The 12,003-nt window shown below is 68.9% G+C and carries 9 protein-coding genes and 4 pseudogenes; 8 read left to right on the top strand and 5 right to left on the bottom strand.

Annotation, left to right across the window (positions count from 1 at the left end; genetic code table 11):
- Positions 1-65: 65 nt before the first annotated feature.
- From ACWEQO_RS20530 to ACWEQO_RS20515, 4 genes and pseudogenes are all read left to right on the top strand, one after another.
- Positions 66-206 (top strand): annotated as a pseudogene (locus ACWEQO_RS20530) (IS6 family transposase); the annotation flags it as partial.
- A gap of 247 nt (positions 207-453) precedes the next feature.
- The gene (locus tag ACWEQO_RS20525) at positions 454-1,026 is read left to right on the top strand and encodes a dihydrofolate reductase family protein (protein ID WP_361459770.1); all 573 of its coding nucleotides are present in this window, start codon (positions 454-456) and stop codon (positions 1,024-1,026) included.
- 310 nt (positions 1,027-1,336) lie between these two features.
- Positions 1,337-1,501: pseudogene (locus tag ACWEQO_RS20520) on the top strand (IS256 family transposase); the annotation flags it as partial.
- A 712-nt stretch (positions 1,502-2,213) separates the two neighbouring features.
- Complete coding sequence (locus ACWEQO_RS20515; protein ID WP_452984734.1) at positions 2,214-2,684, top strand: restriction endonuclease; 471 nt, start codon at positions 2,214-2,216, stop codon at positions 2,682-2,684.
- A gap of 284 nt (positions 2,685-2,968) precedes the next feature.
- Here ACWEQO_RS20515 and ACWEQO_RS20510 read toward each other — a convergent pair whose 3' ends face one another.
- A complete protein-coding gene (locus ACWEQO_RS20510) occupies positions 2,969-3,598 on the bottom strand; it encodes a TetR/AcrR family transcriptional regulator (protein ID WP_452984733.1) in 630 nt (209 codons plus the stop codon).
- A 155-nt stretch (positions 3,599-3,753) separates the two neighbouring features.
- Here ACWEQO_RS20510 and ACWEQO_RS20505 point away from each other — a divergent pair, with 155 nt between their 5' ends.
- From ACWEQO_RS20505 to ACWEQO_RS20495, 3 genes and pseudogenes are all read left to right on the top strand, one after another.
- On the top strand, positions 3,754-5,256 hold the full coding sequence (locus tag ACWEQO_RS20505) for an aldehyde dehydrogenase family protein (RefSeq protein WP_452984732.1): 1,503 nt from the start codon (positions 3,754-3,756) through the stop codon (positions 5,254-5,256).
- 192 nt (positions 5,257-5,448) lie between these two features.
- Positions 5,449-6,853: pseudogene (locus ACWEQO_RS20500) on the top strand (IS1380 family transposase).
- 379 nt (positions 6,854-7,232) lie between these two features.
- Positions 7,233-7,805 (top strand): nuclear transport factor 2 family protein, encoded by a 573-nt coding sequence (locus ACWEQO_RS20495; protein WP_452984731.1) that lies wholly within the window; start codon positions 7,233-7,235, stop codon positions 7,803-7,805.
- 194 nt (positions 7,806-7,999) lie between these two features.
- Here ACWEQO_RS20495 and ACWEQO_RS20490 read toward each other — a convergent pair whose 3' ends face one another.
- Together ACWEQO_RS20490 and ACWEQO_RS20485 are read right to left on the bottom strand one after the other, a co-directional pair.
- Positions 8,000-8,602, bottom strand: a complete 603-nt coding sequence (locus ACWEQO_RS20490) for a TetR/AcrR family transcriptional regulator (protein ID WP_361459765.1) — start codon at positions 8,600-8,602, stop codon at positions 8,000-8,002.
- A 143-nt stretch (positions 8,603-8,745) separates the two neighbouring features.
- A pseudogene (locus tag ACWEQO_RS20485) lies at positions 8,746-8,874 on the bottom strand (DUF3000 domain-containing protein); the annotation flags it as partial.
- Between the two features lie 13 nt (positions 8,875-8,887).
- Between ACWEQO_RS20485 and ACWEQO_RS20480 the strand changes: the two are divergent.
- Positions 8,888-9,151, top strand: coding sequence for a hypothetical protein (locus ACWEQO_RS20480; RefSeq protein WP_452984730.1), 264 nt, complete (start codon positions 8,888-8,890; stop codon positions 9,149-9,151).
- Between the two features lie 161 nt (positions 9,152-9,312).
- On the opposite strand, the gene ACWEQO_RS20475 is transcribed toward ACWEQO_RS20480, so the two are convergent.
- Both ACWEQO_RS20475 and ACWEQO_RS20470 read right to left on the bottom strand, forming a co-directional pair.
- Entirely contained in the window at positions 9,313-10,806 is a 1,494-nt protein-coding gene (locus ACWEQO_RS20475; protein WP_452984729.1) for an amidase family protein, read from the bottom strand.
- Between the two features lie 77 nt (positions 10,807-10,883).
- Positions 10,884-11,549 (bottom strand): DUF6545 domain-containing protein, encoded by a 666-nt coding sequence (locus ACWEQO_RS20470; protein WP_452984728.1) that lies wholly within the window; start codon positions 11,547-11,549, stop codon positions 10,884-10,886.
- Positions 11,550-12,003: the final 454 nt, after the last annotated feature.

Genomic DNA, 12,003 nt, shown 5'->3' with positions numbered 1-12,003 from the left:
GGGGTGGGCAGGCCGGTGTTCTTGGTGATGTGGTCCCAGAGGGTGAACCGGATGGTCATCTCGAGGCGGCGTTCAGCGGCATCTCACCCCACTTCCGGCCCCGGCGGCACCTCCTGACCGCCACCGAACACCGCACCGAGATGACCACGCGCTTCGCCGTCTGGAACCAGATCACCGGCGTCGCCGGCCCGCCTGCCGCAGCCTGACCCGAAACTGCCACCCGGCCCCACCACACCGGCACACCGTCAGGCACTCGGATGCTCACCAATGTGACAGCGCCCTTCGGGCTGATCCGCTCGTCAAGACTGCCGGAAAAGATCGGGCGCGGGCCGATGAGTTCCTTCATGATCAGCAGTCATAGGCCATGGTTGGTCGCCGCAGCCGCAAGTGTGGCCGACGCGTCAACCGGTCCGACCCGCTAAGAACCAGATACGAGCTACCGAGGAACCTTAGATGCGTACCCTGATCAGCAGTGCCTTCATCTCACTCGACGGCGTCGTGGAGGCCCCGGGTGGCGAACCCGGCTACCGGAACTCCGGCTGGACCTTCAAGGACGTCGAGTTCCTCCCCGAGGCGTTCGACATCAAGGGCCGCGAGCAGAAGGAAGCCACGGCGATGCTGATGGGCCGGACCAGCTACGAGGCGTTCAGCCCGGTGTGGCCCGACATGGCGGACTTCGCCGACTACAAAGCAATGCCGAAGTACGTCGTCTCCATCACCCTCACCGAGGACGACCTCGTTCCGAACTGGGGTGAGACGACGATCCTGCGCTCGCTCGACGAGGTCGCCGCCCTGAAGGAGACCGAAGGTGGCCCGATCATCGTCCACGGCAGCGCCGCCCTGAACCAGAGCCTCTCGGACGCCGGCCTGATCGACCGCTACCACCTGCTTGTCTTCCCGCTCCTGCTCGGCGCGGGCAAGCGCCTGTTCAGCGACACGGACAAGGACACCCAGAAGCTGAAGCTGGTCGAGCACGAGGCATACGCCAACGGCCTGCAGAAGAACGTGTTCGACGTCGTCCGCTGACGCGGCTCACGCACTTGCCCGACGACCGCGTCATCGGATAGGCACCGGCCGGAAGGTCTGCTCGGTGGCCATCGGGTCACTGAGCAGACCAGAGGAAGATGCCCGCGATGTGGAGCCCGGCCATAGGGATGGTCGCGGTCTTTTCGTAGCGGGCGGCGCTGCCGCGCCACTGTTTCAGACGGTTGATGCACGAACAATGCTCAATACCTGTGGATCAGCCCTGACGGAAGGAGGCGTACCTTCCCGATGGACCGATCGACAGGTCGTCGAGCAAGGCCGGCGTTGCCGCGTCGGTCGAGAAGGCACACCTGTGCTTGCAGTGATCAACGAGGACGGCAGCACGCCAAGCGGCGGCTCGCTGCTGGATGAGATCGTCCGGGAGGGCGCGCGGCGGATGCTGGCTGCTGTGCTGGGGGCCGAATTCAACGCTCGTGTAGTCGAGTCGGCTGATGAGCGTGACGACAAGGAGCGTCGCCGGGACTGCTGCAGAGTTCGGTGAGACGTGCCGTGAGCCGTCTGAAGCCTGACCCGCTCTACCGACGCGGCTGACTCTCACTGCTTGTGTCTGCAGGGAGAGCCATGTGAGTGCGGAACTGTCGTTCGAGCGAAGTCGGGCAGTAGCTGGTGCAGAAGACGGGGAGCCGTTGTCCTGAACCGGCGCTCCGCACCGCTCCCACCCAGATCGTGTGTCAACGGTCGCCCTGAGCAAGGTCCCCACTCGGACGTGATGAACTCGGGGAAGGACCGGATGCCGTTCGTACGGTCGTATGTGCGTTCTGGTGGGACGCCGGTGCGCGGGCACTTTCGGTGGGCGCCAGGTGCCCGGCGGGAACTCACGATCTTCGTGCTGGTCGCCGTGGCCGTTGTGGGCTTCGGCAACAGCAACGGGCAAGCGGGTGATGCTGCCGGTTCCCGTTCGAAGCCGGGGGAGGGGCCGGCGGTGGCCTACCCGATCCGCTTCGATCAGAGCCCCGGTCAGGCGGCGGCGCGCATGAGCGTGCCACGGCCCACGGTGTCGTACCCCGTCAAGTTCGACGCCCCTGCAAGGAAGCCGGCACCGCCCACACCGACGGTCTCGTAACCGAGCGACCTCTCCATCCTGGGCGGTGGGCGATGAGCCGGCGCTCGCCCCGGCGCCGCGGTGCCGCCCGGGACCCCGGCGCAGCCGTCGGCGGCAGCAGGACGACATGCAGCTGCTGGCCGTGGGGGTTGCCGGGCTGGCGGCCGTCGGCCTGATGGTCATGGTGGTCAACTGGCTGATCGCCCACTGGTGGGTCCTCGTCGTCGCCGTCCTCGTTCTGCTGCTGGGCGGGCTGGGCAGGCTGGGCTGGTGGCGGCACCGCACCCAGCGCGTGCAGTGGCAGCAGGTCCAGGCGCGTGCACTGTGCTACGGACTGGCGCAGCTGGGCGCGCTCACCCACCGCCAGTTCGAGCACGCGATCAGGAATCTGATGCACCGCGACGGCCGCATGGACGCCGTCCAGGTCGGCGGCCGGGGCGACCTGGGCGCGGACGTGAAGGCCACCGACCCCTACGGCCGGCGCTGGGTCTCCCAGTGCAAGCACCGCAGAAACGGCGACCGGGGCGCGGCCGTCGGAACCCCCGGCCTGCAGGTCCTTAACCTCGGGCTTTCACGAGCCAGCCTCTCCGGGACCTGATCGAGCGAGTGGAGAGCGGCTCTGACCTGCAACGATGAGGGCTTGTCTGGGTCCTGTCCGCTGCCAGGAAGGAAGCACTCTCCAGGTGCGGAAGCGCAGTCGGGCATGCCCCTCTCCCCGTTGTGGAAGCGCTGGTCGCGGGTGCGGGCTGCCAGGGATCCTGGGCCCATGCCTCGACGCCCGAGCTTCCGACGGCAGCGCTTGGTCGGCCTTGTCCGGAATGGTGCGGCGGATCCTGCGGCGGCGCAGGTAGGCGCGCGGTCTTACGGGGAGACGGACGCCAATCACTCGCTCCTTCTTGTGATCGTGGGGATGTCCATGCCTTCAGTGGCAGTCGGCGATCCGCCCGCGGTGTGCGGATTCGGATGCAGACCGTCGAGCAGGATGCGGATCAGGGCGCCGGGGAAGTCCGGGCCGTTATCGATGCCGGCGAGCGCGACGAGGCCGTCGAGGATCTGTCCGAGAGAGACGTCGTCGCGTACTTCTCCGCTGCGTTGCGCGGCGCGGAAAAGGGGTTCGCCGGCTGCGATGGTGCGGGAGCGGCTGGCGCGGAGGATGGGGGTGCCATTGGCGGATTCGGAGAGGAGGACGGAGGCGAGAGGTCCTTTGCGGGTGCCGAAGGCGTGGAAGCGCATGAGCCAGGCGAAGAAGGCCTCGCCAGGCGTGTCGCCACTGACGGATTCGGCGGCTTGGCACATGTCGTCGACGGTGTGACGGAAGAGTTCCTCAACCAGTTCGAGTCTGCCGGGGAAGTTGCGGTAGAGCGTGGCCATGCCGACGCCGGCACGTCGGGCGATCTCGGCCATCGACGGTGCGGCACCCGGTTCGGCGAAGGCCTCGCGGGCGACCGCGATGATCTTCGACCGGTTGCGCTCGGCGTCGGCACGTCGGGCAGGTGCGGGCTCAGCGCTCACGGCAGATGCTTCCTTCCTTCCGCATTCAGGACCTCAGCGTACCGGATACCCTTCTCACTTCCTCTTGTAAGCGGACAGCCTGTCCGTTACGTTAAGTGGACAGGCAATCCGTTTGGGGCGGATCTGCTGATCAGGACACCAGGAGAGGAACCACCATGACTGCAACCGTGAGCGCCCCGCCCGTCGCCGACACCGCCCGCCGGAACATCCCCGCGTTCGTACGGGCCGGGGAGCGGATGATGTGGATCGGAGGCCGACAGGTCACCGCAGTCTCCGGACGAACACTGCCGAACACCGACCCGGCCACCGAGGAGGCGCTGGCCAGCGTGCCGCGCGGCGAGACAGCCGACGTCGACGCCGCGGTCCACGCCGCGCGCGCGGCGTTCACCGATCCCGCCTGGGCGGAAATGAGCCCCGACCGGCGCGGCCGGATCCTGCACCAGATCGCCGACGTCATCGAGGAGCACGCCGACGAACTGGCCACCATCGACTCGGTCAACATGGGCGCACCCCGCATGCTGACCGCACACATGCTGGCCGAGGCGAGTGAGGTCTTCCGCTACTACGCGGGCTGGCCTACCAAGCTGTCCGGCGTGAGTGTTCCCGCAGGCAAGGACCGCATGGCCTACACCCGCAAGGAGCCCCTCGGCGTCGTCGGCGTCATCTGGGGCTGGAACGGTCCGATGGGCCAACTGCCCGGCAAGCTCGCCCCGGCCCTGGCCGCCGGTAACACCGTCGTGCTCAAGCCGGCCGAGACCGCCTCGCTGAGCACGCTGCGCCTGGCCGAGCTGCTGGCCGGCACCGACCTGCCGGCCGGTGTCGTGAACGTCGTCACCGGCCTGGGCGCCGAGGCGGGCCAGGCGCTGGTCGCGCACCCCGGTGTCGCGAAGATCGCCTTCACCGGGTCGACCGCGACCGGCAAGCTGGTCCAGCGCCAGGCCACCGACACGCTCAAACGCATAACGCTCGAACTGGGCGGCAAGTCGCCGTCGGTCGTCTTCGCCGACGCCGACCTTGACGTCGCGGTCCGCGGAGTGGCGGCCGGCTTCCTGGGTAACGCGGGACAGGTCTGCGTCGCCGGATCACGGGTGTTCGTCGAGGAGAGCATCCGCGAGGAGTTCGTCGAGAAGTTGCTGAAGACGATGGAGGCATTCACCCCGGGCGACCCGCTGACCCAGGGCACGCTGGTGGGACCGCTCTCCACCAAGGCGCAGTTCGACCGCGTCAGCTCCTACCTCGACATCGCCCGCGAGGAGGGCGCGAACGTGGTGACCGGCGGCGGGCGCTTCGGTGACCACGGATACTTCTTCGCCCCCACCCTCCTCGACGACGTCCGCCCCGACATGCGCGTCGTCCGCGAGGAGATCTTCGGCCCCGTCGGCGTGATCACCACCTTCACCGACATCGACGACGCCATCGCCCAGGCCAACGACACCGACTACGGACTGGCCGCCTCCGTATGGACCACCAACCTCACCACCGCACACCGCATGGCCGCAGCCATCGAGGCCGGCACCGTCTGGATCAACACCTGGGCCGAGATGAGCACCGGCAACCTCCCCTTCGGCGGTTACAAGCAGTCCGGCCTGGGCCGCGAAGGCGGCCTGGAAGGACTCGACACCTACACCCAGGTCAAGACCGTCCGCATTGCGCTGTGACCACGCCACCTCACGCCTGAGCGGCCTGGACATCCTCGGCGCGACACTGGCATGCGCGGCCGTTTCGGACGGTCAGATGGTCCCGCGTGGGCTTGTCCGGGTCTTGATCAACCGAACGGAGAAGTGCCTCTGAACTGGGACGACAGGGCTTGTCTGGGATCCACTCGCCGCAGAGAAAGAAGCACTCTCCAGGTGAAGAAGCGTAGTGGGTTCTATCCGCGCGTCCGCGTCCGGGGCGGTGGGGCTGGTGCTGTCTCGCAGACCGGCGCGGTGCTGATGGTGGAGACCGTCCGCCGGACCGGCCTGGACGCCGCGTTGTCGACGGCGCTGGAGCCGTGGTGCAGGCCGCGGGCGGTGCACGATCCCGGCGAGGTCGTGCTCGACCTCGCCCCGGCCGGCGCGCTGGGCGGGGACTGCCTGTCCGACGTGGCCATGCTGCGGGCCGAGCCCGACCTGTTCGGCCCGTTCGCTTCCGGCCCGACGGTGTCCCGGCTGGTCGACGCCCTCGCCGCGGCCGGTCCCCGCGCGCTCACGGCGATCCGGCAGGTACGCTCCGAAGTCCGGTAGTGAGTATGGAAGTTGGCCGGTGGCGCGGCGCCGAATGCGGCCGGCGAAGCGGTCGTGGACATCGACGGCGTGCTGGTCCAGGCCCACTCGGAGAAGCAGGACGCCGCCGCGACCTGGAAGAAGACTTTCGGCCACCACCCGCTGGTCGCGTTCGTCGACCACGGCCCAGGTGGCTCCGGGGAGCCGGTCGCGGGCCTGCTGCGGCCGGGCAGCGCGGGCGGCAACACCGCGGCCGACCACATCGCCATCGCCCGGCAGGCGCTGGCCCAACTGCCGAAGCAGCACCGGCGCGGACGGCGGACCCTGATCCGCACCGACTCCGCCGGCGGCACCCACGACTTCCTGAACTGGCTCACGCAGCGGGGACGGTGGCTGTCCTACTCGGTCGGGATGGTCATCACCGATGCCATCCATCAGGCCGTCCTGCTCGTCCCCGCCTCCGCCTGGACGCCCGCGATCGAACCTGACGGCACCATACGCGACGGTGCGGGGGTCGCCGAACCCGCCGGTGACGTCCTCAAGGGCCGGCCGAAGGGCATGCGGCTGATCGTCCGCAAAGAACGGCCGCACCCCGGCGCCCAGTTGCACATCACCGACGCCGACGGCATGCGGATCACCTGCTTCGCCGCCAACGCCACCGGTGCCCCGATCGCGGCCCTGGAGCTGCGGCACCGCCAACGCGCACGGGCCGAGGACCGCATCCGAGCCCCCCGCGACAGCGGGCTGTGGAACCTGCCCCTGCACGACGCCGCCCGGAACCGCGTCTGGCCGGAGATCGCCCAGCTCGCCCTGGACCTACTGGCTGGGGGTACCCCCGGACGGAGTCTGGGGGAGGATGCCCATGCCGGCCCTCACCGGCGAGGCACGGCGCTGGGAGCCCAAGCGCCTGCGGCTGCGGCTCTTCTCCACCGCCGCCCAGCTCGTCACCACTGGCCGCCGCCTCTGGCTCCGCCTGGCCCGCCACTGGCCCTGGACCCAGGTGATCACCATCGCATCCGAGCGAGTGCAAGCACTTCCGGTCCCCGGCTGACCAGCAACGACGTCCTGTCCCGACGAGACATCCCCAGCCGGAGCCGTGGAACCCGGCGCCCACCCGACGCGAGAGCCGGGCGGTCGGCCTGCCCTCCACCGGCCCGAACAGCCGAAACGGCGCGCCAGGCAAACCGGCGCACCGTCACGAAACTTCGAGGTCAACGGCACGGGCCGCCCCGCCCACCGGGCGGACGTCGTCATGGTCACCAACGGCCGCATCACCCAGCCCGGCCGCACATTCGCCCGGCAACTCGGGTGCGGTCTGCCTTGACGGCGTCGTCCGGCACTACTTACGCTAACGACGTTAGAAAAGTTAACGACGTTAGTTCGGCGTGGTGCGGACCGGTGTCGCGCCGTCTCAGAACAAGGAGACTCACATGCGTACGCGTACTTTCGTTCCCGGCCTCGCTGTCGGGGTGGCCGCGGCGGCTCTGATAGCCGGAACCGTCGGTGCCGGGCCCGCGGCCTCTTCCGAGACGTCGCCCGGCCCGCGTGCTGCGCAGGCCGGGACGCAGCAGGTCGTGGGCGCGGCGAAGCACGAGAAGGATCGGGTGCCGGCGATCGGGCGACGCTGGGCCGCCGCGTGGATGACGGGCGACACCCGCGATCTCGCCCGTCTGTACACCAAGGACGCGGTCTACACCGACCGTGCCCTCAACTTGGTGTTCCGCGGTCCTGAGGGGGTCGAGGAGTGGGAGACCGGGTCCCATCAGCTCATCGAGGATCTCGGGTTCGAGGCGACCGGTGGGTTCCGCGGGCGGGACGGGGTCGTGGTCGAGGGGGTCTTCACCGGCCACATCGTCGGTGCGCCTCGTCCGTTCGCGGTCCCGGCCGTGACCGTGCTGCGGTTGCGCGGAAACCTGATCCAGTCGAGCGATGACTACTACAACCGGGGTGAGATCCTGAGCGATTCCGGCCTGCCCGCGGACTGGACCCCGCCCGGCAGTTGATGTCGCCCGCCGAGCCCGCCCCGGCGGGGCGGGCTCGGCGTGAGGTGGTCGTGGTCGCGGGTGACAGTCGTCCCGCCCGGGTCCGGTTCAAGCGGTTGATCTCCACCGGGGCCGGGCAGCACCGACGGACGGGCCGGCAATCGGTCTCGGCCCGGTTTCGCGGAAACCGAACCGGACCCGAGTCGTTTCGGTGCCTACGCGTTCACCGGGAGGTCGGCCCGCCAGCCGCGAAGCAGTGTGTGCATCGCCTTCTGGGCGAGTTGTTGGGCGCGCTCGTTGCCGACGGTGCCGATGCGGCCGAGCGACGCTATGCCGGACAGCGTGCCCCAGACGATGTCGCAGGCTTCGTCGAAATCGGCCAGGACCACGTCGTGGGCGTCCGACCACGTGGTGAGAAGTTCCCTCAGGAGGCCGATCATGGGGGCCGCCGCGCGCAGGCGCTCATCCGAGTCGACAGTGTTGCCGTTCATCACCTGATACAAGTGCGGGTGCTCGCCGGCGAACCGGACGCTCTCGGAAGCGAGCAGCAGGAAGCGCCGGTCGATGTCGGGCTCCTCGGCGGCCTGCTGCAGCTCGGCCATCATCAGGCGGTAGCCGTGAGCGACGAGCTCCAGCACGAGCGCTTCCTTGTTGGCGAAGTGCTGATAGACGACGGGTGCGGAGTACTCGACGGCGGTTGCTATGCGCCGGATCGTCAACGCCGTGACACCCTCGTTCTCGAGGATGTGCAACGCGGCCTCGATGATTCGTTCGCGGGTGCTCGCGCGTTCGCGGGCCCGTCTGGCGCTGGTCGGCATCGTTGGCACCTCGCTTCCAGCATGTCCTCGGCACGAGCCGCCGGCGTCGGCGGCACCGTCACGGCACAGCCATCCTAACAATGTTAGAAGGTCTCGGCGGAACCCGCCGCATGCAGCACGACCGGCTCCGCGGGGGTGCACCGTTACCCGGGCGGACCCCGCCGCTGTGGAAGGGTGACCACCGAGGCGTCGCCTGGCGCGACCGGCGGCCGGCCCGCGACCTGGGCCGGCAGACCGCACCACGAAGACAGGTGCGCCGCGGTACCCGGCAGCACCGCTGCCTACGTGGTCAGCGCCGCCTTGACGGCCTCGGCCGCAGGACTGACCTACGGCTACGGATGGAAGGGTGCCCGCGCGATCTACCTACCGGGCGGTATGAACGAGCAGTCCTTCGGTGAAGACGGACTGCTCGTCCACTTCATGCTCAACGACTTCGGCGGGTACATCGGCTGGTTCAGCATCGTGCCCGTACTGGTAGTCGTCCTGTTCGCCGGCATCACCGGCCCTCCCGGCTTCCAGAGCGTCGTGGCACTCCACGGAAGGAACTGATCATGATGGACCTTCGGGATTCCTGAAGAGCCATCATGATCCCTGCATGGGCGCGCAGGCCGAGAGTGACGAGGTGCCGGGTCAGGCACTATGCCGAGGAACCGAGGGGCACGGCGAACTCGCGGGATGTCGCACACCCCATGGGGCAAGAATGATTTCGATCAGGCGGTGAAGGCGGGCGGGGTTACAGGGGTCGGGAGGATGCGGGCGATCTGTCGGGCCGCAGCGATCAGGGTCCGGTCGGACAGATATGGGCCGATGATCTGTATGGCGAGCGGCAGGCCGGTGCTCGTAGTGCCCGCCGGGAGCACGATCGACGGCAGGCCGACGGGCCCGGCAAGGTTGATCCAGCTCGTCTGATCGAAGAACGAACGCCGCTCGCCGTCGACGGTGATGTACCGCTGGGGCGACGGGACGGACGTCTGGTCGTCGACGGCCGCGGTCGGCGCCGCCGGCGTGATGAGGATGTCGTGCTCGGCGAAGTAATCGGCCCACCGGCGGCGCAGCTTCTGGCGGGCCTCGTCGGCGCGCGCCCAGTCGCGATGCCGCATGGTGCGTGACTTGAGGTAGAAAGCGCCGGGGTCGTCGTCGGTGAGCGCCTCGGCGGCCTTGCAGTCGGCGACGAATGCCTCGTCGCTCGCGGACGCGGACCCGGTGGCGTACATCAAGGACTGGAACAGCCGGTCGCTGGTGACGAACTCTACGGGCCGGGAGCTGTCGTCGATGGCGGCTCCGGCGCTGCGGACGAGCCGGACGACCTGGTCGAGGAGACCACGGGTAGCGGAGTCGACCCGGCAGTAGTCGTCATCCGCCCATATGCCGACGCGGTACTGGCTCAGGCTGGTGAACTTCGCGGCGGGGAGGTCGATCCTCCAGGCGGCGCTGTCGGCGGGGGCCGGTGCGGCGATCACGTCCAGGAGGACGTCCAGGTCTGCGGCCGTGCGGGCGATCGGACCCAGCGCGATCATGTCGGAGCTGGTGAGCCATCCCGGCGGGCGCGGGATGTGGCCGCGGGTCGGCACGATCGGCGCAGCGCCCCGGGAGGTACGCAAGGCGTAGACGCCGCAGTAGGCGGCCGGGAGGCGCAGGGACCCGGCGAGGTCGGAGCCGATTTCCAGCGCGGTGAGGCCCGTGGCGACGGCCACGGCCGGGCCGCCCGAGGATCCGCCCGGGGTCTTGGTCTCGTCGAACGGGTTCTTCGTCTTGCCGAATACTGGGTTTGACGTCTGGATGTCCTGACACATGGTGGCCGTGTTGGTCTTGCCGATGATGATGGCGCCGGCCGCGCGCAGCAGGGCGACGACGTCGGCGTCCTGGGCGGGGATGTGGTCGGTCAGGTCGGGGGAGCCGCAGGTGGTGCGTATGCCCTTCGTCTCAAAGGCGTCCTTGACGGTGATGGGCAGACCGTGAAGGGGACCGAGGGTCGTGCCGGTCTCCGCGAGGTGGCGGTCGGCGGCGTCGGCCGCGGTGCGGGCGCCAGCGATGTCGAGCGTCACCACGGCGTTGAGGCTGGGGTTGACCTTCGCCAGGTGCGCGAGCGTCCGGTCAAGCAGTGAGCAGGCGGTGATCTGCCGGCAGCGCAGCGCATGGAGCTGGGCGCGCGCTGAGGAACGGTATGGGGCGGTGGTACTCATGACGTCCTTTGCGCTGGTCACGGCGGCAGCGTGTGCCTGGTTCGGCAGGGAGGCCGCGGCTGCGCTGGTCGCAGCGACGGCAAGCAGGGTACGGCGATTCAAGTACGCACTCCTGTGGCGCTCTGCGGCTTCGACCCGCATGCGGACGGCGGGGTGGAGTAGGCCGCTACGTGGACGAGGTGGCGAAGGTCTTTCCTGGTGGTGGAGGTGTTCAAGGTCGCGTCAGCGCAGGAGGCAGGTTCTCCTACCGTCCCGTACTGCTTCTGGGCGAGTGCAGTGTGGATCTGGTCCGCGGTGACTGCCGCAGCAACCCTGGCGCTCGAGCGCCACCAGGCACGGCGGCGATACTCGGCTTTTCCCCGGACTGCCGGGGCGAGGTAGGGGAGGAGCTCGATCTGCCCGTCACGGATCTCGACGGCACCCCGGTACAAGTCGAAGGCGCCGGAGCGGCGTGCGCGTCGTGCTTCGGTCGCGTCGAAAGGCTGCTCAAGGACGATGCTCGGTTCGGCGTCTGCCATGGCCTGCCACAGCTTCTCGAGGCGCCGGTACCGGTGGTGCTCCAGGTGCCGCGCGACGGCGGCCGCGATACGGGTGGCAACGACAGGCATGAAGCAGCTGACTTGGGTGAGGGTGGCACCGATGTCGCCGCAGGCCCAAGCGAAGTCGTTGAGGTGGTCGACACTGAACCCGACCTCGGCGCCGACGACGGCAGTGAGGCGGATTCCGCTGTAAGTGAGTGTGGTGAGGGCGATGACCTTCGTCATGGCCCGCCGCCTCACCGGATCCACCATCGCCTCCTGGAGGACAGCGTGAGCGACAACCCGCAGATCAGGGCCGTCCTGGAGTACGTCGAGGCCCGTAAGGCCGAACTCGGCGAGCAGGCTGGAGAGATTTGCTGCCGCATTGAGGACCTCACCGCCCGGCTGGGCGAACTCGACGCGAAGAGCGAGAACTTGGGCATCACCCGCAAGTCCCTCCTCGGTATCCCCGTACTGGCCCCGCCGACGAACCGACCCGGCCCGACGTCCCGGACCCCCGGCCTACCAGCAGATCCTCACCGCCTTCGCCGACACCGGAAAGCCACTGCGCCCCGCGACCTCTGCCAGGCCCTCGGCCTGCCCATCGTCCCGAAGAACACCAAAGGCATCCGGTCCAAGCTGAAACGCCTGGTCACACAGGGCATCCTCACCGAACCCGGCCTGTTCGCCCAGCCCCAAC

The organism is Streptomyces sp. NPDC004051, from assembly GCF_053604275.1.
This window is presented reverse-complemented; position numbering and strand designations above follow the sequence as displayed.

What these genes read in the sequence shown, in the direction of transcription:
- ACWEQO_RS20525 (WP_361459770.1), top strand. Translation starts at nt 454, where the DNA reads ATGCGTACCCTGATCAGCAGTGCCTTCATCTCACTCGACGGCGTCGTG.
- ACWEQO_RS20515 (WP_452984734.1), top strand. Translation starts at nt 2,214, where the DNA reads ATGCAGCTGCTGGCCGTGGGGGTTGCCGGGCTGGCGGCCGTCGGCCTG.
- ACWEQO_RS20505 (WP_452984732.1), top strand. Translation starts at nt 3,754, where the DNA reads ATGACTGCAACCGTGAGCGCCCCGCCCGTCGCCGACACCGCCCGCCGG.
- ACWEQO_RS20495 (WP_452984731.1), top strand. Translation starts at nt 7,233, where the DNA reads ATGCGTACGCGTACTTTCGTTCCCGGCCTCGCTGTCGGGGTGGCCGCG.
- ACWEQO_RS20490 (WP_361459765.1), bottom strand. Translation starts at nt 8,602, where the DNA reads ATGCCGACCAGCGCCAGACGGGCCCGCGAACGCGCGAGCACCCGCGAA.
- ACWEQO_RS20470 (WP_452984728.1), bottom strand. Translation starts at nt 11,549, where the DNA reads ATGACGAAGGTCATCGCCCTCACCACACTCACTTACAGCGGAATCCGC.